Raw genomic sequence first — 21710 nt, forward strand, 5'->3', positions numbered from 1 at the left:
TCAAGGGAGTTGCACGGTCTGGTCTGGCTGAGCGACCACCGAGAAGATGGCTGAGTGCGGCTCCAGCACTTTCAGGTGCCAGGCTCCGAACTGCTCGCCGGCATGCAGCAGCCGAACATCTATGAGAGAGCTACTGTCATGAGGTGCGACTGCCAAAAAGCGCTCACCTCCGCGGGACTCGACACCCAACACCGAGAACGGTGGCGATAGCGGGACGGGTTTTGGGGGAGCCGTCTTTTTCGGCTTGTTCGCGGAAGAGGTTGGCGGTGGTAGGGAAGGCTGAGTCTTGAGCTCCAGTAGCTGCTGTTCGACGTGCTCAAAGCGTCCGCTTAGAGCTGTCAGATCTTTCACGGTGGCGCGCTCTGCCAGACCGTCGCGCATCTCCTGTATCTCTTGCGCCCACTGATCCAGCATCGGATCGAGGGTATTGGCCTGTTGCTCACCTGTATCGACCATCTGCTTCAGGTCTTTCAGCGAGTACTGCAGTTTCTCCTGTGCGTCCCTGAGCGCGCTTAAATCACGTTGCAAGGTGTCCAAAGTTTGGAAGCGCTGGGTGTTCGTACTCTGTAGCTCGGCCATGCGCTGATACTGGTTAAACAAACCGCCGCTCAGCCCGGCGACTGCCAGGCAAAGTAAGCCAACAATTATGGTTTGAAACGTCGAGGCTTTCATGGACGTGCCTCCGCCTGATGGGACGAGTCTGGTGTAGCCCGCACGATGCCGACATCAGCTTTCTGCTGTTCGAAGCAGACCGAACGGCTGACCTCATCGGTCGTGAGTTGCCAGGCGGAGCCAGCCAGTACCTGTAGTGCGCTGCGTAACGCAATCGGGCCGAGTCGGTAATGGGCTGCAGGCAGAGGCCGAGTGAAAAGTGTCTTTACTGGTTCGGTGGTAGGGCAGAGCGAATAACCCGAGCGCTGCAGCACGTAATGCATCGCCTCCTCTACCGAGGGATTAAGGTTGGACGGTATGCTCACATCAATTATTTGAGCGAGAAGATCACGTTGCTCCGTAGTGGGCTCTGTGCTCACCAGGGTATAGCGACCATAACGGATCTCCGCCGGATGGTTTGCTTCGGCCGGGCTCCTTGATAATTGGGTCCGATTGGAGCCACTGTCGATCTTTGGATTAGTCGGCAATGGGGTGGAAATTTGCGCGCTGCAGGCACTCAAAAAAAACAGCAGGCAGACAGGCGTAAAAAAACGCTCCATGAAAAAACCTCATGTCAGATTCAGTACAGAACCTGACATGAGGTGAAGGATCGATTCAGTGAGAAATCCGATTTATGGCAGGTCGTGTTAACGCTAAATACTTTGCTCTGCATCATAGATAGCTAGTCCATCCAAGACATCAGCGTCGGGGTCGAAGATCAACAATCGCACATCCGCCAATGCCGCCATATACAGTACGTTGACCAAGGCTGCCGGCGTACTAGCATCGAGTTGCTCTTGCCTCAGCGATGAGTAAGAACAGCCCTCGATTTTTATCAGGTTATCGTCTGTCCAGGGCGTGCCGATCAGCTTACACCCGACTGCCATTGCAGTCCTTCAGGACAAAGGGTTCGAACAGCAGCCCGGTTGGGCTAGAGTCGAAATAGTCCGCCCCGCGTTCCAAGTAGCGCAATGCTTCTTCAGTGAGGTGTGCGGTACTGATCTCCCAAGCTCGGCTGTAGCGTCCAGTCTCGAAACTCAAACGATGGACCACGGACTTGGCTTCTTCCAAGGAGTCAAAGTCCGCGACGTGGCACTGCTCGTTGAACACTTAGCCTATTACGGCATAGACCACCTGGTGCACCAGTCCGTTGGACGGGCAGCAACCATCCAATTCATTCAGAATGGATTGGCCTTCGCTGATCAAGGCGAAATCATCATTGAAGATGCAGGGGACCAGTTGCAACGTATCGTCGGACAGATGCTCCTGGGAGTCGTGCATAGGCCGAAAGCAGGGAGGACAGCCATCCTCGTAGAAGATCAGTAACAACCGTTCGATATAAAGTTTGTCGTAGCCCCGAGTAAATGGATTTGAGGCGATCAGCAGGGTGGGGGCTTGGTGTGTGGGGTTCATGAGCGTGCTCCAGAATGAAAATAAACGAGGCGCCCGTAGGCGCCTGTGAGGTTTAAAGCCATCCGTATTCGGCAAGGGAGAGCGGGCGACCTTCACCCACGATAAAGTGATCCAGTACGCACACGTCGATCAAGGCCAAGGCCTCTTTCAGCCGTACGGTCAAAACACGGTCCGCCTGGCTGGGCTCTGTACACCCTGAGGGGTGGTTGTGAACAAAAATGACGGCTGCAGCGTTATGCGCGAGGGAACGCTTAACGACTTGGCGGGGGTAAACGCTGGCGCTATCAATGCTGCCGTGAAAGAGGATTTCAAACGCCAGCACCCGGTGCTGGGCGTCAAAAAAAATCACACCAAAGACTTCATGTTCTTGTTGTGTAAGCTGCAGTTTTAGGTAAGAGGTCACGGTTTCAGGTGACGTCAGTTTAGGACCGCGGTTGAACAGTCGACGATCCAGAATATGCAGCGCTTCGTCGATCAGCTGGTTTTCTTGGATAATGCGATCAGCCTCGAAATCCGAGGTCTCAATCAGTGTGAGTGGGGTGTTCATGGCGCTACCTCCGAAGGGAATAATCAGGGGTACACGCCCGAGGGGAGTGGTTTCCCCAGGGTGGGTGTGGAGTTGCAGGCGTTTGCAGGTGATGTAGGGTTTACAGCCGAGTGTATCGGTGGCGTTGACCGTGCAGAGGTGAACCACAACCGTCGCAAGGCAATGGAGAAAAGGATCTTATTCCCCAGCCGGTTTCGGGATCGAAGTCGGCACTGATGGGCAATAAGCGAACCAGCCCCCGGTGTATCGCGGCGATACGTTGTTCGGTCTCATCTGGCGAGTAATACAGCGATAACGTGCTGTAGTCCTCGTAAGCCGCACCGAACAGGCAGTCGTCGCAAAGCCAGAAGGATTCCATATTGGTTCTCCTGTGCTGGTTGAAGAAAAGGCGCTCGATTGAGCGCCTTGATGTAAAACATCATGGATTGTTCAGACGGACTGAACAGCACGTGTGGCGACACGGCGGGCCGTGCGGGGAGTGGTTGGAGATTCCGGTTCAATCCTGGAGTCTGTAGGGTTGTCGGTATCCTCAACTTCGGCATCAGCCGAAGTTGGGGACGGCTCACGGTTTGGCGCTTGCTCAGCAGGTGCTGTTGCTTCCTGCCTGGCGGGCGCTTTGTATTCGAACTTGCCATTGACCTTGATCCAGTCGATGAACAGCAAACGACCTTTCAGGCTGGCGCCAGGTTGGCCTTGTTTATCGCCTTTCTCATAGAGAAATGGGTCGATCCACAGGTCACCAATACGGAACGACAGCAAGACCTTTTTCTCGGCCTTGACGGCGTCCATATAGAGACGAATCAAACGGTCAGCTTCGCCACCAGCGACTTTGCAATCAAAGCGGGTGTACTCCACTGCATCAGTGGCACCATGCAAGGCTGCGATATCGCAGGCCATGAATGGCTGACCGCGGCGGACCTGTACTTCACGAACACGGTTGAGGTAGCCGATACCGACGGTGTGCAGGTTGAAGTAAGAGGTCGCTTCTTGGGATTGGTTGGCGTAGGCCATGGTGGTTCTCCTGTTTCAAGGGAAAACGGCGACGCACAGCCCCTGACGGGAAAGTGAGCCCCCGTCAGGGTGGGTAAGATGAAGTCGAGCGATGAACGACTCGTCACCGGCAAACCGATGACCATCAGAATGATGCTTCTGAAGGAATAGCTGTGCAGTAGAGGAGCGTTTGCGGTGGTAATCCACAGGCATGGACTAGTCGGCATTCATCACCGCTGAAGCGGCAACCGCGCGAGCTTCCGAACGCTAATCGCACTTGGGTAAACCACCACGAACGTGGCGTAGCCTTGAAGGTTCTGGCCACCTGGGCTGGGCTGTCAACGACAGCGAACCACGCCCTTTGTATAAGCCTGTCAAAGGGGAGCGTCAAGACGCTGCAACCCGATTTTTTACGCCTGGATTAGAGTGGTATTCACTGGCATGAACAAAATGAAGAGTGGGCCTGACGGAGTGTCAGGCAAGGAACAGAAAAGCCACCTTTGACGGTCTTACGCAGTCGACAAGCTCCTCGCAAAACTTGGTTGAACTGCGCAATGATTCGTCAACCGATCCTTGTCGTGGCCTGGGTCGGAACATGCTGGCACGCATCCGCGCACAAAGGGTGCCCCTTGTTTCCCCGGTGGGCTCCGGGACTGAATACGATCGCCGAAGCGGATGACCGCTATTGCCGGGTAGAGGCAACAGTGGTCATCCGCCACCACAATCAGGTCGAGCACAAAACGGGAACGAGATCCCGCAGAAGAGGAGACTCCGAACTCGAAGAGTTTGACCGAACTGCCCGGAGCTAATCGGCCTTGGGTTGCCGTTGGCGATTACCCTGAGCCACTACAGCAGAGAGGATGGGACTAGGTCAAGGCGGAGAACGCACCATTTTCATGGTTATCGCCCCATGGAACATTATGAGCGACGCGTATCTTTACTGATTGACACAGTGCCTTTGCAATCCGGATATCGGGAGCATGACCAGAACGGTCCTGATTTGCCCTTTCGTTTGAGCATTGAGGCGTTGCACATGGGACAGCCTGGGTTCGTTTCGAGCGCTATTGCCAACGTGAGCGAGCGGCAGTGTGCGATCAACTGCGCAATCCAGTTCGCCTGCTTGGCAACGAACGCATCTAGGGTCAGGCGTCCCGCTTCGATTTCGTCCAACGCCTGTTCCCAGATTGCGGTCATACCCGGATCTGCGACTGCTGCTGGTACCGCCTCGATCAGGGTATGGGCCGCGGCGGTGGCCATCAAGGCGCGTTTTTTCTTCAGCAAATAACCGCGATCAATTAACCCTTTGATAATGCCGGCTCGTGTGGCTTCGGTTCCGATACCGGTGGTGTCCCGAAGTTTCTGTTTCAGGCGTGGGTCGTTGACAAGCTTGGCGACGTTTTTCATCGCCTTGATCAGATCACCCTCGGTGAGAGGTTTAGGAGCGGCCGTTTGCATGGATTTGAGTTCGGCATTGTCCACTGCGCACTGCGCTCCCTTTTGCAAGATGGGTAAGACTTGGGATTTGTGACTGGGCTCATCCTCCTCGGTGTTTTCGGAGAGTAAGCTTTTCCAGCCCTGGACCAAGATCAGTTTGCCCACAGCGGTCAATCGTTCTTCGCCACACGCCAGTTCGACCTGGGTCCGATCAAACTCATGATGCGGAAGAAACTGCACTAGGTAGTGGCTACGGATCAGTTCGTAGACATGGCGTTCTTGTTCGGACATCCGCACCAGGTTTGCCGGTTCGATGGTGGGGATGATGCCGTGGTGCGCAGTGACCTTGGCATTGTTCCATGCGCGGGAGCGCAATGATTGATCGAGGTCCTCGAATGCAGGTCTGAGTGCAGGATCCGTTTTGAGCAGGGCGTCTAGTACCGCGGGAGCCTCGTTGAACATATTCTCTGGCAAATAGCGGCAATCGCTGCGCGGGTAGGTGGTGGCTTTGTGGGTTTCATACAGGGCTTGGGCGATGTTCAGGGTTTCCTGGACGCCGAGCCCCAGCTTACGCGAGCAGACTTCCTGCAACGTGCTTAGGTCGAAGGGCAGGGGCGGCGGTTCTCGGAAGTGCTCAGTATGTAACGAGATTACCGTGGCGGACTTCTCGTCGGTGATTGTTTGGACCGCGTGATGGGCAAGCACTTGTTGTAGGCAACGCCCCGACTCGTCCCGTCCTGAGCATGGCGGTAACCACGCCGCGATGAATCGCTGGCCCATCGACGATAGGTGTACCTCAATGTTCCAGTAAGGTACCGGGACGAAGCCGGCAATCGCACGATCCCGATCGACCACCAGACGTAAGGTGGGTGTCTGGACGCGCCCCACTGACAAAACGCCGTCGTAGCCTGCCCGCCGACCAAGAAGGGTAAACAAACGACTGAGGTTCATGCCGATCAGCCAGTCGGCACGGCTGCGGGCGAGGGCCGAGTGATAGAGCGGGAAGGTCTCCTGACCAGACTTCAGCGAGGAGAGGGCTTTGCGAATCGACGCCTCGTTGAGGGCGGACAACCAGAGGCGCTGAACGGAGCCTGGATACTTGCAGAGCTCCAGCAACTCGCGGGCAATCATCTCACCTTCTCGGTCGGCGTCGGTTGCGATGACAACGGTGGTGGTTTCGCTGAGCAGGCGTTTGATGATTTTGAACTGCGCGGCAGTCTTGGGTTTGACCTCGACCTGCCACTGCACGGGAATGATAGGTAGATGATCCAACGACCAGTTTTTGTACTGAATGCCGTAGGTTTCAGGCGGGGCCGTCTCCAGTAGGTGGCCGATACACCAGGTGACAGTTGTCTCGGGGCCGATTAGGCAACCATCACCACGCCGAGTGGCTCCGAGAACCTTGGCGATGTCACGACCCTGGGAAGGTTTTTCGCAGAGGAAGAGGCGCATATAACTACTCCGGATTGAGTTCGGAGCAGCGTTGTTCGAAGTAGCAGGTGCGAGATATGAGAAACCCGAATGGCAGGTTCCTCATATTAGTCGGTGAGGGCGGCTTTGAATGGGCTGAAGCTGCTACCTTATTGGAGCGTTTGTAACTGGGTGGGGGGCTTCATGAGCCGCGAGCAATGACAGGCCAGGAACTTCGCGCAAAGGCGCAATTTTTATGCCTGAAGTCGTTCAGGCCTTAGGTGATTGCCCTCTGTGTTTCCTGGGTTTCGAGGTCGGCGAGCTGGCCTGCTCAGTATTTTGAGCGGTCGTCGGTTCACTGGAGCGTTCCCGCATGACCACGCTGTGCACCCGGTGAGGCAGGATGCCGACTCGACGGGCCTCGATCTTGAAGGTCACCCGCGCATTGTCTTCGCTGTCCTCCCACTCATCGCGCACCGTACGACCTTCGACCAGTACGCGCATGCCTTTCTGGTACAGGGTGCTCCAGTGTTCAGCCTCACGGTGCCAGAGCTCAACCGGCGCCCAATAGCCGCCCCGATCTTCATAGCTGCCCTCGCGTGGGATGGGGTTGTCAAAGTACACATTCAGCCGTAGCAAACGCCGCGGCTCGTCATTGCCAGAGGCGAACTCCTGGAATTCTGGCGCACTGCCGATATTGCCTTCGCCAACGAAAAAAGTACTCATCGTGATACCTCCACTGCGGGTGTGAACTGGCGCAGCAGCCGTTCGGCACTGGCCATGTTGATCGCGCAGGTCGTGGCCTGGCGGTAGAGCGAATGCACCACGCTCATCTGCAGGTTCAGTGCAATGCGATCGCATTCGAAGCGGTGCAATCTCTCGCGTACGGCCTGCGGCAGGGCGTTGTTGCAGATCTGGCGTTCCCAGACCGCAACCCCCATACGGGCGAAGTCACGGGTGCGCCAACGCAAAAAGGTGCTGCCTGCGCTGGTGTTCTGCAGCACTAAACGAATGTCCAGCAGCGAGTAAGGGGGCTGTCCGGCTTGCTGCACCACAGCCTCCATCAGGTGACATAACTGCGCCTCGATTTCCCTCGCCACCTGCGCCAGGTGCTCCAACTCCCCCTTACCCTTAAAAGGTTTTAAAAGGCCTTTTAGGGAGGCTGCGTGTTCGAGCTGTCGATAGGCATCCGGTGTTAACGCTTCGAAGGGCATTGGTTGAGCCGGGATCATCGGATTCATGCTTCGTCCTCCGGCTCATCCACTGTCGCAGAGGGCTCTCCCGCGTCCTCTGCCAACGCGTCGGCATCATCCACTGCCACCGCACCACGGCGAGTGATTGGCGGTGCAAACTGGGAGCGGCGATGACCCTCAAGAATGTCCATCGGGGGCAAACCCAGTTTCTCAATGGCCGCAATGGCCCGGGCGTTGTTCGCCGCCATGTCATCACGCGTGACGCCGGCATGCCGATAGCGCTGTGCCTGACTGAACAGGCTACGCAGCAGATGGGCGCCGTCGTCGATCCAGGCTTCCATGTCGATACGGCCGATCAGGGCGGTGTGATGGGCCAACAGGGTACGACGCACCAGGGTGTCGTAGTCGGTCAGCAGGTAGACCGCGAGAAAACCCAGCTGGCTGCCGATGTACAACGGCAAGGTGACGGGGTGGATGTTGAGGTTGTCCCCCATGTCGATCTGTGTCGGCAGGTCCTGTCTGATCCGATCCAGCTGTTGGGTCAGTTCCCGCATCCCAGCCTTGGCCTGCATCAGTTTTTCTTCGAGTTGCACGATGGCCCAATCGGCATAGGGATCGTCCTGGGCCGCGGTTTGTTTGATCAGGTTGGTGACACTGATGTAGCCGGCCATACCCATGATCGAGTGGACGCCTTCGCGTGCGGCTCGACCTTGCCAGATACGGGCGGCATGGTGGGTGTGCAGGGTCAGGGTGATGCTGCTGCGCAATGAACCCAGATTGAGTTGATAGTGATCGGCCACGGTGGTGTCCTCGCATTCGCTTGGACAGGAACGTTGCGACAGATGAAGGTGAAGGACAGCCAAAAAGCTGAATGCGGTCTGTTCGGTTTGGTTTAAGAGGGTTAACTATGGAGACGTCAGTGGATTTGATGCCAGTGGCATCAAATCCATTGACGTCTACGTTCATGGGAGGAGATGCCCCGGCTTTTTCCTAAAAATTTCATGGTATGGTCCGATGTGTTCGTAGAGTGGAACTCCCTGGATTTGATGCCACTGGCATCAAATCTACTGACGTCCACCGCGTTTGCCACGCAGTTGGCGCAGCTCATTCAGGCACGCTTGGGCAAGGGCAGACGCGGGTTCGCCCTGTTGTCGAGATGGCCGCGAGGGGGCGGGTGGGGGCGGTTCTGCAATGGGTGACGGTTCGGCCTGACCTGCCCAAGGACGAAAGTCACCTTTCAGCGCACGCTGGATCAGACCCATCAGATACGCCGCTGGCTTGCGGATACCGCCGGCCGTACAGCGTGCTCCCGCTTCGTTGAGCACCGCCTGCCGATCCGCGGGCTTGAGCTTGTTCAGCGCCACGGCGATGGCCTGACGCTCGTTTGGGCTCAGGTGCAGCGCAGCAGGCCAGTGCAGGTTAACCACCGCTGGGGTCGCGCGCGGTACTGTACAAATACTTTCTTTTAATACAGTACAGGCGGCGTTCGGATTCCGAACGGTGCGGGAAACACTGGCGTTCAGACTCGGTTCGGAATCCGAACGAGGGCCTGCACGATTCCGAACGAGGGCATCTTCCCTCCGTTCGGAATCGTGCAGAGTGGCATCGGTTGCCGGATCCAATCCTTGCTGCGCCCAAAGTTCGCCCCAACTGTCGAGCCGCGTCGGTAACCGATCCTGATCGATATTCGTGTCTTGGCGGACTTCCTCCACAACGTGCTGGGCGACAATACGCACCGCCTTGGTGGCATGACCGAGGGCATGTCCGACCAGCGCCAGGTAATCCTGATCCAGTTCCAAGGCTTCGGCGGGGGTTAACGGCTCATCGTGCAGGACATACAGAGAACCTTGGAGACGTCCGCTGAGCTGATCGCGTCCGCGACTCACCAAACTGAGCCAGCGCGTCAACCTGAGCATCGTCAACACCCGAGCAATGGTTTCACGGGAGGCTAAGGCGCCGTAGGGCACACTCGATAAGTAAGGCTGCAGATCCTCATAGCGCGGCGTGACCACGCCCTGGCCTTGCAGCATGAGTCGAAACACTTGCCAGGCATTACGTTCCAGTGGCGTCAGCCGACTATCCAACAGCAGGCGACGCGGCACGACTTCGTGTGATTGGCCACTGAACAGAAAGCCAGCCTGTAGAGCCTGATTGGAGGGCTGTTCAGTGGCAGGGCGGGCTGGCCAGCGCTCATGCAGCTGCTGTGTGCATTGCTGCAGGACACGTTGCCAGCGACTGGCAGGAACAGCATTCATGTTTTGTTGCTGTACTGGTCGATTTGCTGCCAAACGATGGTCAAGCTGATCTGCTGTTCTTCGGCAAGCATCATCATAGCGTCGAGTTTATCCTCGGTGCCGTCCTCTGTTCGTATTTGGCACCAACGTTGCCACAACGCATGCTCCTGCGCTTCGCTTAAATGTTGGGGGCGGCCTTTACGAGTTTCTATCTTGAGTAGACGCCGACGCATGGCTGTTTCCGAATGCGCCAAGCCAAAACACTGGTACATAATGGTGCTGCTGGCGCCGAGTTTGAGCGCTCGGTTGATCAACCGTTCGTTCTGTTCATCACGTTCAGCTTGTTCGATCAAACGATGCAGCACCGGCGAGTCAATCTTGACCTCAAGCCAAGGGACAGTGGCATGGGCCAGGCGCGATAACGTGGTCGGTGGTAAGGATTGCAGCATGAAGATGTCATCCTCACTCAGTCCAAGTGCCTTGCAGCGTTGCAGGTTGCCCAGGCGTAGTTCGTGCAGTACCTGGGTTAGCATGGCTTGATTGAGCATATTGAAGGACAAATTCATCTCAGCTCCTCCGGTGAGTTTTTGTCTTCAAAGATGAGTGTTAAGTCGATTAGGCGCCGGGCCAAGCGGATCAGGCGAAACAGTTTGATTAGCATACTGTCAGGCAGTCGCTCCAGGCCCACGTCCGTGACTGGTCTATCTGGTAGAGGGAGTTGATAGACCCCCAGCAACAACTGCCCGAACAGTGCGGAGGGGATTTGCTTGCGATCCTCCCAGTTCACCTCGTCTTGAGCCCGTAACAGGGCCAGGAGCATTAGGTGAACGCCCGTCGAGCGAGGCGCTGAAAGATCGAGTCGCTCAATGTTCAGGGCGAAGCCCAAGCCACGCTTTTGATCAATGATGCTCTCGGCATCTCCGGCATAGGCCGCCATTTCTCGAGCCAGTCCAGCAATGGCTAAACGCAGTTGTTCAGGTGTATCCAGCTGTGGTGTGATGATCCAAAGGTCGTCGATTGGGCAGGTTTCGACTGGAGACGTCGGCTCGGTGGAGATCTCGCGATCGATTTGCTCACGAATCTGTTGAACGCGTGATAGATGACTGACCGCAGGTGAAGTATTTTTTTCGGGGGCTGTGAGCCGTTCTTCTGAAATTGGTTCTATCTTGCTCTGGGCATCAGTTGATTCGGGATTAGCGTCGGAGGAGGGCGACTCTGCCGCAGTTTCATGCACGCTTGGCCGATGGCTGTTTTCTGGAGGCGTGGTGGTGACAGCCCCAGGCGTGGCGACGACCCGTTGGGTATCGCTCAGCTCCAGGGCCAGCATACGGTAGGACTGTCCAAGCAGGTGGCTCATGCGTTCGAGCAATTCGTCCTGGATCTGCTCAAGATCAAAAGATTCAGGATCGCCATCGAAGTAGCCCATGGTTTCTAGCCAGAACTCTGCAAATGAAACGGCAGCGGTTGGATAACGATTCCAGGTTCGCTCAGCCTGACTACGTAGACCGATCAGGCGCTCTATCTGAGGCTTACCCAATCCGGCATACAGAGTTTGTGGAATGGCGGGCAATAAGTGTTCGAGGGTGTCCAGCATACGGCTGATATGCGACTGCGAAATCGGATAGCCTCCAGCGGCAAGACGTCGAGCCAGCTCCCGTTGTGATAGATCTGCGCCATCGGACTCAAGCATGGTTTTGAGTTTGGCTACTGCCAGCGCCCGTTCGATGAACGTGAGTTGACCGTGCAGGTCGCTTTCCGCCAAATGGCCGAGTAGGGCGGTGATTTCATTGCCCCAAGGTCGGAACAGGCAGTGGATCCGAAAGAAACGCTCGTCGCGAGTTTCCTGCCACAGTTCGCCGAGAATGGCTAAGCGCGTATTACCGCCGTTGCGGATGATGAAAGAGGTTTCACCCGGGCGGCGGGTTATCGGTGGCGGTTGATCCAGCCCGCGTTCACGGATCGACGCCTTGATATCGTCATAAAGCGGGTTACGAATGAAGCGTGGGTTGTGTTCGTAGGGACGTAACTGTTCCAGAGTGACCAGCATGGGAGTGTCGATGACGGGATCGGACAGTCGCTCCAGTCCAGGACCTTGAGTGAAGTGGTCCTGGTGCAGCTTGTCGGTAATTTCCTCCTGACTGAGCTTCTTCATCTGAACCGCCTCGGTTAACGCCGGCTACGCAAATGGTCACCGACCTCGAATTTCACGATTTCGGCAGTCCCTGAACCTTCGAAATGTTGGGAGAGTTCTGCGAGGAACCACAACATGGCCGAGCGCCCCCCTTGCAAACGAAAAACTAAAGTGCAGCACTCCCCGCAAGCCGCGTCGTGTGGTCGAATGGAAGGCTGAACAACGATAGGAAACTGATCCAACATTAGAAAACTCCTTACCAAGCCCTGATGGCTTCAAGGTCGATCAAACAAAAATAATTCGGTGAAAAAGCTAATTGGGCGATTTGGTTTATCGAGACTCCGCACACCTCATTACCGATGAGACCGCTTCGCGCCATTCCGGGAATAATTCGATTGCCAGCGCTTGCATTACTTCTAGCGCAGACTGCGAGCGTCGGCGTTTACTCGACGGGCGAGCATCTATTCGGTGGGCCGGTAAGCCGAGGGAGGCGGCATTGAGGTACGCCACCCGGTCCGGGATTACGGTGTCTAGAACCGAGATATTGGTAGCCTCTGCGAAATTCTCGCGCAGGCTTCGGATGATCATCCGGGTGTCCACTCGATTGACGTTCACTTGGTTCAGTAAGAGCCGCAACGGCGGCGGGTCGATGCCTAGATGACGAAACGGTTCGAGCTCACTCAGTAGTTTTAAGGTGCCCCGACGCATTTCGCGGGCAGCGAGCATTTCCGGCGTGATGGGAGAGAGGGCGAGATCGGAGGCCAAGATGGCCATTTCCAACAGCACACCGCGGGCTCCCTGAGTATCAATCAAAAGCAGGTCATAATTGAGATGCAAATCGTTGAGCAAATTGTGTAGGCGTAGTCGTCCGTCAGGGGCATGTAGCAACAAAGTGCTCAGTCGACCTTGATCGTCATTAGAGAAAATCAGGTCGAGACCGACGACTGCAGTCCTAGAAATTATTCGTTCAGGTATTGTTAGATTGAGTGCAATGAGCTCGTACGCACCTGCCTGCGCTTTCTGGCTCAATGAATAATAACTGGAGAGGGTGGGTTGGCTATCCAGATCCAAGAGCAGAACACGGAGACCAGCATCGGCCAACAGGCCGCCGAGGTTCGCCGCTACTGTAGTTTTGCCTACACCACCCTTGGTGGAAACCACCGAGACCACGTGCATCACCCTCACTCCTGTTGTGAAAGGCGTTCTGCAATCCAGTGTTCGATTTCCAGAGAGTCCCAGCCGACTGCGCGCAGCCCGATACGCTTCGCCCGCGGGAACTTGCCTTCCTTCATCAGGTTGTAAATATGCGCACGTTTGAAGCCGGTTTTTAGTTCAACCTCGTCACGTCGCATGATGTGGCGTTGGGGTTGAGGTGCTTCGAGTGCGGGTACCGATGGGTTGGACATGCTAGTCACTCCTGGCGCCTGTTGGCGCGTGGTGGGAAGTGACTTGGATTGAATCGCACTAGCGCGGCTGAGTCATTGCACTGCAATCAAGCCCATTGCAACGCAATTGACTGGATCAGTTGTTTTTCTTGAGGCTACGATTGGCCACGGCAAACTTTTCATCCAGCGTCCGCTTGCTGAGGCCGGGCACATCTTTGTGACGGGCGACAATGGCGTCGACGATGGCTGCTTGATTCGTGAATACCGAAAGAGGTTTTCCGGCGGGCGAATGGTCCAAAAGAAGGCTGACCAATGCCCCGATCATATTGTGATAGGTCAGTTCACTACGCTCGCTGAGTTGACCATTCGTTTTGGCCAAGGCTTTGAGATCATCTCTTTCAAGTCCAATCGACTGGAGTTCTCCCAAGATTTCTTGAATGTGTTGCTGTTGCGCTTTCAACGCTCTCGATAACTCGTCTCGATCTGCTTTCACTGAAAGAAACGTTCCGAGACTGACCTTTGCAGATGTATCCTCACCGGACTCGAATAAAAAGCTGGGCTTATGGTCGGGATAATGAATTTCCATCCAGCGGCGTAAGTCTGAATGGCGTATGGTCAGCTGATAGGGCTCTACGTAGCTTCCCAAAGGAACAGAAACGCCGAGGCAGCCGTACGGCAGTTCTCCATTGCGTATGGCGTCTAAAATCCTTTCGACAGCGATGTGAAGATTGGGCCATTGGGGAAAGAGGGTTGCAAGGTTCTCAGGACGAGACCAATCCGCCTGCATAATTTGGGCTTCGTAGCGAGTGAGATTGCACCAGCGCAATGCGGCATCTATAGGGCGATAGAAGCTTTTGCTATGCGAATTAAAAACATTAATAGCCATAGCGTGACGGACCTCCATTCCTAATGGATAGGCCTCTCACCGACTATCAATATTCAAACTAGCGATTCATGCTAGCTGTTTCCTCCATCGACCAAATCGGTGAGGTCATTTAATTTCGAGTGCTACCAGAAAGCAATACCCGAGTAGCAATCGATGTTTTTACGCAATCCAGAGCCACAATCTCGGTCTCTTAACCAAAAATTCGGGTTCTGATTAGGTATCCTCCACATGACCCAGAGGTGCAGATATCATTAATCAATGATGCAGATTCTTGATGTTTGGAACTTCTTGATCAATTGAACCGCTCTGGACGTTAATTGCTAGGGAAGATTGATTATATTGTGCTCAGGCCCAGAGCCTAATTTCGTAATATTTTCCGCACCCCTGTCATTTACAATGAGCACGCTGCCCTCTCGATATCCCCCAGCACCTGGCGTACCTTCCGGTAGCATTACCATTGGTGTCATCGATACCACCATGCCCGGTTCTAGCACCGTCTCGATATCTTCGCGCAATTCGAGCCCAGCCTCCCGTCCGTAATAGTGGCAAAGGACTCCATTTGAGTGACCGTAACCAAATGTGCGATATTTGAGCAGATCCGCTTGTAGATAGATTTCATTTAGCTCTGCCGCAATATCGCAGCAACGAACCCCTGGTCTGATTATCTCCTGCCCGCGTTGGTGTACTTTGCAGTTGATTTCCCATATGCGACGCTGCTGGGCATTTGGCTCACCCAAAAAAGCCGTTCGTTCTAATGAAGAAAAATAGCCTGCGATCATCGGAAAACAGTTAACTGAAAGTATATCCCCGGATTTAACTCGACGACTGGTAACGGGATTATGTGCACCATCGGTGTTCAGACCGGATTGAAACCACGTCCACGTGTCGCGTAACTCGCAGTAAGGCATACGCCTAGCAATTTCCCTAGTCATTGCAGACGTCCCCGCAATGGCTACCTCGTACTCAGGCACACCTTCAGATATCGCGTCTAAACAAGCCGCACCTCCTACGTCCGCTACCGCTGCACCAATACGAATCAGCTGGATTTCTTCGATTGACTTGAACATACGAATACGGTTGGTGCCAGGCGCGATGTCAACCAGTTCCGCATTATCAAGAGCGGCTTCGATCTTGCGAAATTTATCGAGGGATAGATGATCGAACTCTACGCCTATACGGCGAGATTTTAATGGGATTGCTTTACGTAGAGCAACGAAATAGTTATCACGCTCCCAGTCTGTATAGACAAGATTATCTCCCCAGCTGCGGCGATAACCTTGGCCTCCATCAATATTGGTTGTGATAAGAATGGAGCTATCGTGCGTTACTACTAATGCGTAGCTACGCCCAAACTCGCAGAAGAGGAAGTCGCCAAAATAGTTTATGTTGTGTATTGAACTCAATACAATGGCGTCCAAACTGGTGCTGGTCATATGCTGACGTAACAGCTGAAGGCGTCGGGACATTTCCTTCACACTGAAAGTAGACCGTGTTTTAGGTCCATTTTGAAGTGTAATGTAATTAGGCATGCTCATGCCGAGGTTCCTGTCTAGTGAAGGCAGCGCGTAGCATCTCCTTCACGCCCAATAGGAACAAATGACGATTTTTAATTCCGTACTATTAGCAGAGCTTATGGCTGAGACAGATATCTAGCTGCCCAGGTTCAAGCGCCGCTGCGACAGATGCTGCTCCACCTCGCTCTTGATCCACTTCTTTAGCGCCTGAACCCGAGGGCGGTCTTCATGAATGCTGGGGTGCACTAGCCATACTTGGCCATCTTGCATTACCTCAGGGAACGGCCTGACCAAGGTACCGTTTGCTATCTCTTTTGCACACAGCGAATGCCGCATTAACGCGACCCCCTGACCATCACAAGCCGCCTGCAACACAAGGTCTGCCCGTGAAAATGAGCAGCCTCCACGGGTATTGATATCGTAGCGGCTGTGCCGGGAGAAAAAAGCGTCCCAGTTGGTGCTGTAGGCAGCGTGAGGCATAGAGTCATGTAACAAGATTGTCTGGCACAAATCACCATAATCTTTGATTTCTACTCGTGCCAACAAATCCGCGCTGGCTACTGGATAAACGAGGTCATCGAATAGGTGTAGCTGAGAGAGTTTGGCATTGTCAGTCCAAGCGCAGCTGATTGCCAAGTCGACGCCGTCGCTATTGAAATTAGGGGTACTCAGATCCGCTTCTACCTCCAACTGTATGCCAGGGTAGGCTTGATTGAAGGATGGCATCCGCGGCAGCAACCACTTGCTAGCGAAGGAGGGCATAACGCGCACTTTTAGCGTGCCACTTAGCTCTTCATCTCCAATTTGGTGCAAAGTCATTCCTAAAAGCCTCAACGCTTGGTCGACTCCGACGTGCAAGCGTTCACCGCGTTGCGTAAGCCTCAAACCCCGAGGCAGGCGATAAAAAAGCTCATAGCCCAGTTCCTGCTCAAGCGCTTGAATCTTCTGGCTTACAGCGCTTTGTGTAAGGAACAGGTCTTTTGATGCGCGAGTGAAGCTCAAGTGCCGTGCAGCAGCATCGAAGTAGCGCAATCCCTCAAGAGAAGGTAGGGCACGAGACATGACGAGGCTCCAGCTGTTGGGATTTTACCGGTACAAGCATGAGTCATGCCGACATTAGTAAACCTAATGAGTCGACGTTAAAAATAGCCGTTTGTTCATGATTTCGGTTGTGGACATGCTGTGTGAACGCCAACCGGTTCGCCCACTTCTACTCGTAACTCATCGAAAGGATCGCGTCATGAGACCACTGTACTCGCTGCTGACCCCATTGTTAGTTGGCACTTTAGTGTCCTTTGCAGCTGTTGAGGCTAAGGCTGATTTACTTTCTGACATCAAGGGGCGTGGCGAGATTGTCGTCGCAACCGAAGCACGTTATGCGCCTTTTGAGATGATCGAGGACGGTAAAATTGTCGGGTACGGGAAAGACTTACTCGACGCGATTATGCTTGATTTGCCCGGGGTTAAACTTAAACAATTAGATGTTCCATTTCAGGGCATACTTCCTGGATTATCCAGCAAAAGATTCGACTTCGTAGCCACGTCACTTACTATAACTAAGGCGCGCGCAGAAAGTTTTGCTTTTACCTTGCCTTTCTCCACTGCTAGTGTGGCAGTATTGAAGCGTAAAGGAGACGCCCGGATCAATAGTGCCGAAGATTTGATTGGCATGGTAGTAGGAAGTCAAGCCGGGGCACCACAAATCGACGTGCTCAAGGAGTATGAGCGGACTGTACTACAGCCGACGAAGAACTCGGGCGTGAAAGAAATCAAGGCATTTATGGACTATAATGAGGCTTATGCGGCTTTGGCCTCCCGTCGTGTCGATGCAGTCGTTCAATCCCTACCCAATCTCGCGCCTTTAATCAAGGAGCGTGGAGATGTATTTGAAATTGTACAGCCTCCCTTCGGACCGCCGACATACTATGCGTGGGCCGGTCGTAAAGATGCTGACAGCGCCTCTCTTGTTAAATTCTTTAGTGACGGTATTGCAAAGCTGAACGCAAGCGGTGAGTTAGCCAAACTTCAGCGCAAATGGTTCGGCTTCGAAATGCCTCTACCTACTGATGCTGTTCCAGCACCGATAAACTGAATGCAGTAATGCTAATCGGGAAAATTAGGTATGTTTGATTTAACAGCTACAGCCCACTATTTGCCACAGCTTTTGGCAGGCCTATTTACCACACTATGGGTATCTTTGACCGCTATTGCGTTAGGGCTGGTGATGGGCTGGGCTGTTTGTCTTGGTCTGATGAGTGAGCGTAGGTGGCTCCGGATGTTTTGCGCTGTTTATGTAAGCTTCTTTCGAGGCACGCCTTTGTTGGTACAGCTTGTTCTAGTGTTTTATGCACTACCTTCTATCGGAATAAGTTTACCTCCACTGGCGGCCGCGATTGTCGCATTAACTTTGAACAGTGGAGCCTTCCAAGGTGAAATATTGCGCTCCGGTTTCCAGCTTCTGCCATACGGTCAAACTGAGGCGGCCAGAGATCTTGGTCTGTCGCGCTGGCAAGCATTGATTTATATTAAAACACCTCAAGTGTTGAAGGCCATGTTGCCTGCTCTTGTAAACGAAACTATCGATATCATTAAAAATTCCTCATTGATTTCTGCTGTCGCTGTACATGAGCTTATGAGGACAGCTCAAACCCTTGCCTCAACTACCTACCGCCCCATCGAATTCTTTATCGTGACCGGGCTGCTTTACTTGGCTCTAACAATGGCGACTGGACGGGTGGGTAACTGGCTGGAAGCTAGGCTAAAAATTGCGTAGGAGGTGCCTTTGATCGGCATTGGTCTGTTTGACGAGTACGGTGGCTCAATCCTAGCTGGGATTTGCGTTACGCTGAAAATGAGTATCGGGGGAATTGCGCTGGGGATGGTTTTGGGCTTGGTGTTACAGAGTTTATACAAGCCTGATAACAAGCCATTTGCCTTTTTATACCAGCTGTATTTAAATGTTTTTCGGGGTACGCCGCTTCTTCTACAATTATTTTTGGTTTTCTATGGGGGACCATACATAGGTATTGAATGGACTGCAGAAACCGTAGGATTGATAGGTCTAGGGTTGTATGGTGCAGCCTATTTTGCAGAGATATTTCGTGCCGGACGTGAGTCAATTCCACAAGGTCAACTCGAAGCTGCAAGAGATCTGGGACTGACAGGTACCCAGGTATTTCGCGTTGTGCTGTGGCCGCAGATGATGGCTCGGTGCGTACCAGCAGTCGTCGGGCAGACGATAATTCTACTAAAGGAGTCGTCTGTTTTGTCGATTATAACAGTCGCTGAGTTAACTAACGTGGCGATGACAATTGCTGTTCAGAGCTACTCCATGCTGGAGCCATATACGATATTGGCGTTGACGTATTGGGCTATTGCCATTGTACTAGCTGGCATTGGTTCCAGAGCTGAGCGGCATTTTAAAAATTATCTGCAGCGCTGAGGTTATGCATGTCCAATTCATACGCTATAGAAATTCGTGATTTGCAAAAAAGCTATGGTCAACATGAAGTGCTCAAAGGCATTTCACTCACCGTCGCGAAAGGCGAGGTGGTTAGCATCATCGGAGGTTCTGGATCTGGTAAATCAACGTTGCTGAGATGTATAAATTTTCTTGAAGAATATGACGGTGGTGAGGTACTGGTAAATAACCGCCTTATTGGTTACGGAAGCTCTGTTACTGGAGGTTTGTACCAATTGCCCGAAAACATAATCCAGAGTTCGCTTCGCAAGGTGTGCATGGTTTTTCAACAGTTCAATCTATGGCCACATATGCGTGTTCTTGATAATATTGCCACCCCCTTGAGGCTTGTAAAAAAAATGCCGAAACTTGCGGCATATGCGATGGCGGAGGCCCAGCTTGAAAAGGTCGGTCTCGCTCATAAGGCTTCAAGCTACCCGAGTCAACTCTCCGGAGGTCAACAGCAACGGGTGGCAATAGCCAGAGCGTTGGCGATGGAACCCAGCATTATGCTCTTTGACGAGCCTACCTCAGCTTTAGACCCCGAATTAGTAGGAGAGGTGCTCAATGTCATTAAGGACGTGGCGAGTGAAGGTATGACATTAGTCATCGTGACGCATGAGATGGGATTCGCGGCAAAGGTATCGGATAAAGTCGTCTTTCTCGCTGATGGTCGCGTAGAGGAACAGGGACCTCCTAGCCAGATATTTGGGGCTCCTACCAGCCCTCGCTTACTTCAGTTCCTTACGTCATGGAATGAGCGGCAGAATGGTGGCAGTGTAAATTGAATTGCATTTACATCAATGGTCTTACTTTGTGATCAAGCTATCGTCTGATCTCTTTCCAGAAATATTAGTTGCTAAATGTTATATTGTGCGGTGTCGCGTTTGAGCATGGTTCCGAGGATGCAGAAAAGTGCCTAGATTTCCTGGAGGTGACTTGGATATTGTGAAAGTTGGGTTCTTGCTCACTGAGGGGTTTGACCTATATTCATTAGCGAATGCTATACAGCCACTACGATCCGCTAATCATGTAGCAGGCTTTCAGCTTTGTGAATGGCAAATTCTCAGTTTAGAAGGGGGCACGCTTAACGCAAGCAGCGGCATAGCTACTGAAACTACTCGGCTGGACCATGCGCAGTTATTTAATGTGTTGATCCTGTGTACCGCCGAGAATATACATTCCGATACGGATTACGATGATATCAGGCAGCGGCTGGACCATTGGAGCACCGAGCCTGTTGATCTGGGGGCCTTCGGCGGTGCGGGCTGGTTGTTGGCAATGAGTGGCGCGCTAAATGGTTTTCGTTGCAGCCTTCCTGAAATAGGATACTCCCAGCACCTCGGTATTTACAAAGACATCAAGTTTGTCACCGCGCCATTCTGTGTCGACCGTGGACGCCTAACATGTATTGGCCGCCAAGCTGTTCAAGGGCTCATGTGCGAATTTCTAGCACAAGAGTATGGGGGATACATGATGTTAGAAGTTGAAAAGAATCTGGCAGTTAAACTAGGCGCAAGTGGTACGATCCCTCAGGTCCGAACTTAATTCCAGATAACCGTTATGAAGTGGCTTATCGATGTAGATTTAAGAGACAGAGCCCTGGGTGTTTTGTGTGGCCGATTCGAAAGTGCTCAACCGTTCGCATATCAATGTTATTTACTTCTAGACCGAAATTATCCATCGCCAAGCTTGTTTCGGTAATCTCTCTACCACCGTGGCCATACCCTTATCCTGAGATTGATCGGGCTAGCATGAAGATCTGCCTCGGCAAGGATGTTATCGTTAATATCATGATATCCGCTAATGAATCGCATCCATCGCCCATTCTGGAAGCCGGTCTGCACATCTGAGATGTGTTGGGCTACTCGGAACTCAAGCGCTTTTTCGCTCTGATCACCGATAACAGCGCAAATACGCTGCACTTGGCAGACCCCTACAGGCTAGCGGTCAGGCGGCCTGCTAATGTTTGATCCTGTCCGCTCCAGGCGCCTACGTAATAATCTGTAGTCTGATGTTACTCCACAAGGCAAAGTCATGATGGTGGGCAGCTGGGCGCGCATAACTCCGATAGGCCTGTCTGCTGGAAGTAGTGCTATCTATATCTGGCGTCAGTGCGGCTGATGATGTTGCAATTCACTAATCAAGGCGCACGCGAAATCAGCCAAGCTGACGTCACAAATCGGCGACGTTCAATTACCGACCTCCAGACATTTTGCCTTTTCCAAGCTAGCTCGACGTATCGAGATGATGACGTAGTTGCCTGAGATTTGACTGGCGTCCCCTGGCGTCGAATAGCCCGCACAACCTGTCCGTCGCAGCCTCACGCGCGACGTGCTGAGTGTTGATGGACGTATGCCATCCAAAACGTCGCGCTGTGGAGCACTTTTTTTGATTAGGCCTGAGTTCGCCTTCGAAAATAGCGGGTCTGGCCAATTACAGGTCGGATTCGCACAAAAAAT

General features: G+C 53.3%; 23 protein-coding genes and 1 pseudogene. 5 read left to right on the forward strand and 19 right to left on the reverse strand.

All coding sequences use genetic code 11. The features are described 5' to 3' along the window. The 19 genes and pseudogenes from HBO23_RS10215 to HBO23_RS10300 form a co-directional block, all read right to left on the reverse strand. Entirely contained in the window at positions 1–672 is a 672-nt protein-coding gene (locus HBO23_RS10215) for a chemotaxis protein (RefSeq protein WP_042558366.1), read from the reverse strand. Continuing rightward, positions 669–1211 carry a PilL N-terminal domain-containing protein gene (locus tag HBO23_RS10220; protein ID WP_042558367.1) on the reverse strand — a complete coding sequence of 181 codons (543 nt, stop codon included), beginning with the start codon at positions 1209–1211 and terminating at the stop codon, positions 669–671. The genes HBO23_RS10215 and HBO23_RS10220 overlap by 4 nt, the downstream gene beginning before the upstream one ends. A gap of 93 nt (positions 1212–1304) precedes the next feature. After that, positions 1305–2064: pseudogene (locus tag HBO23_RS10225) on the reverse strand (ABC transporter substrate-binding protein). A 52-nt stretch (positions 2065–2116) separates the two neighbouring features. Beyond that, on the reverse strand, positions 2117–2611 hold the full coding sequence (gene radC / locus HBO23_RS10230) for a DNA repair protein RadC (RefSeq protein WP_042558368.1): 495 nt from the start codon (positions 2609–2611) through the stop codon (positions 2117–2119). A 100-nt stretch (positions 2612–2711) separates the two neighbouring features. Next, on the reverse strand, positions 2712–2969 hold the full coding sequence (locus tag HBO23_RS10235) for a hypothetical protein (protein WP_080896004.1): 258 nt from the start codon (positions 2967–2969) through the stop codon (positions 2712–2714). Between the two features lie 71 nt (positions 2970–3040). Continuing rightward, a complete protein-coding gene (locus tag HBO23_RS10240; protein ID WP_042558369.1) occupies positions 3041–3622 on the reverse strand; it encodes an STY4534 family ICE replication protein in 582 nt (193 codons plus the stop codon). A gap of 897 nt (positions 3623–4519) precedes the next feature. Then, on the reverse strand, positions 4520–6487 hold the full coding sequence (locus HBO23_RS10245; protein WP_042558370.1) for a DNA topoisomerase III: 1968 nt from the start codon (positions 6485–6487) through the stop codon (positions 4520–4522). Positions 6488–6715: 228 nt separating this feature from the next. After that, positions 6716–7171, reverse strand: coding sequence for a single-stranded DNA-binding protein (locus HBO23_RS10250; protein WP_042558371.1), 456 nt, complete (start codon positions 7169–7171; stop codon positions 6716–6718). Next, on the reverse strand, positions 7168–7686 hold the full coding sequence (locus HBO23_RS10255) for a DUF3158 family protein (protein ID WP_042558372.1): 519 nt from the start codon (positions 7684–7686) through the stop codon (positions 7168–7170). The genes HBO23_RS10250 and HBO23_RS10255 overlap by 4 nt, the downstream gene beginning before the upstream one ends. Beyond that, on the reverse strand, positions 7683–8438 hold the full coding sequence (locus HBO23_RS10260) for a PFL_4669 family integrating conjugative element protein (protein WP_042558373.1): 756 nt from the start codon (positions 8436–8438) through the stop codon (positions 7683–7685). The genes HBO23_RS10255 and HBO23_RS10260 overlap by 4 nt, the downstream gene beginning before the upstream one ends. A 264-nt stretch (positions 8439–8702) precedes the next feature. Further along, positions 8703–9893 carry an STY4528 family pathogenicity island replication protein gene (locus HBO23_RS10265; RefSeq protein WP_131672194.1) on the reverse strand — a complete coding sequence of 397 codons (1191 nt, stop codon included), beginning with the start codon at positions 9891–9893 and terminating at the stop codon, positions 8703–8705. Continuing rightward, positions 9890–10438, reverse strand: a complete 549-nt coding sequence (locus tag HBO23_RS10270; RefSeq protein WP_010565142.1) for a DUF2857 domain-containing protein — start codon at positions 10436–10438, stop codon at positions 9890–9892. Before HBO23_RS10270 ends, HBO23_RS10265 begins: the two co-directional genes overlap by 4 nt. After that, a complete protein-coding gene (locus tag HBO23_RS10275; RefSeq protein ID WP_042558374.1) occupies positions 10435–12024 on the reverse strand; it encodes a ParB family protein in 1590 nt (529 codons plus the stop codon). The genes HBO23_RS10270 and HBO23_RS10275 overlap by 4 nt, the downstream gene beginning before the upstream one ends. Positions 12025–12038: 14 nt before the next feature. Further along, positions 12039–12248 carry a hypothetical protein gene (locus HBO23_RS34105; protein WP_042558375.1) on the reverse strand — a complete coding sequence of 70 codons (210 nt, stop codon included), beginning with the start codon at positions 12246–12248 and terminating at the stop codon, positions 12039–12041. Positions 12249–12333: 85 nt separating this feature from the next. Continuing rightward, the gene (locus HBO23_RS10280; RefSeq protein WP_042558376.1) at positions 12334–13179 is read right to left on the reverse strand and encodes a ParA family protein; all 846 of its coding nucleotides are present in this window, start codon (positions 13177–13179) and stop codon (positions 12334–12336) included. Positions 13180–13184: 5 nt separating this feature from the next. Next, positions 13185–13409: an AlpA family transcriptional regulator gene (locus tag HBO23_RS10285; protein WP_042558377.1), complete on the reverse strand. Its 225-nt coding sequence runs from the start codon at positions 13407–13409 to the stop codon at positions 13185–13187. A gap of 115 nt (positions 13410–13524) precedes the next feature. After that, complete coding sequence (locus HBO23_RS10290; protein ID WP_042558378.1) at positions 13525–14274, reverse strand: hypothetical protein; 750 nt, start codon at positions 14272–14274, stop codon at positions 13525–13527. Between the two features lie 320 nt (positions 14275–14594). Then, positions 14595–15809, reverse strand: a complete 1215-nt coding sequence (locus HBO23_RS10295) for an aminopeptidase P family protein (protein WP_042558379.1) — start codon at positions 15807–15809, stop codon at positions 14595–14597. A 114-nt stretch (positions 15810–15923) separates the two neighbouring features. After that, positions 15924–16850 carry a LysR substrate-binding domain-containing protein gene (locus HBO23_RS10300; RefSeq protein WP_042558380.1) on the reverse strand — a complete coding sequence of 309 codons (927 nt, stop codon included), beginning with the start codon at positions 16848–16850 and terminating at the stop codon, positions 15924–15926. Positions 16851–17028: 178 nt separating this feature from the next. On the opposite strand from HBO23_RS10300, the gene HBO23_RS10305 reads away from it, so the two are divergent. The 5 genes from HBO23_RS10305 (at position 17029) to HBO23_RS10325 (ending at position 20796) form a co-directional block, all read left to right on the forward strand. Further along, positions 17029–17880, forward strand: coding sequence for a transporter substrate-binding domain-containing protein (locus tag HBO23_RS10305; protein ID WP_042558381.1), 852 nt, complete (start codon positions 17029–17031; stop codon positions 17878–17880). Between the two features lie 30 nt (positions 17881–17910). After that, on the forward strand, positions 17911–18561 hold the full coding sequence (locus tag HBO23_RS10310) for an amino acid ABC transporter permease (protein ID WP_042558382.1): 651 nt from the start codon (positions 17911–17913) through the stop codon (positions 18559–18561). Positions 18562–18564: 3 nt separating this feature from the next. Then, positions 18565–19230, forward strand: a complete 666-nt coding sequence (locus tag HBO23_RS10315; protein WP_223816863.1) for an amino acid ABC transporter permease — start codon at positions 18565–18567, stop codon at positions 19228–19230. Positions 19231–19238: 8 nt separating this feature from the next. Then, positions 19239–20036, forward strand: a complete 798-nt coding sequence (locus tag HBO23_RS10320; RefSeq protein ID WP_042558384.1) for an amino acid ABC transporter ATP-binding protein — start codon at positions 19239–19241, stop codon at positions 20034–20036. A 151-nt stretch (positions 20037–20187) separates the two neighbouring features. After that, a complete protein-coding gene (locus HBO23_RS10325) occupies positions 20188–20796 on the forward strand; it encodes a hypothetical protein (RefSeq protein ID WP_052491505.1) in 609 nt (202 codons plus the stop codon). Positions 20797–21710: the final 914 nt, after the last annotated feature.

The sequence above is a fragment of the Pseudomonas sp. WS 5532 genome (genome assembly GCF_012985445.1).
GTDB classification, from domain to species: Bacteria; Pseudomonadota; Gammaproteobacteria; order Pseudomonadales; family Pseudomonadaceae; genus Aquipseudomonas; species Aquipseudomonas edaphica.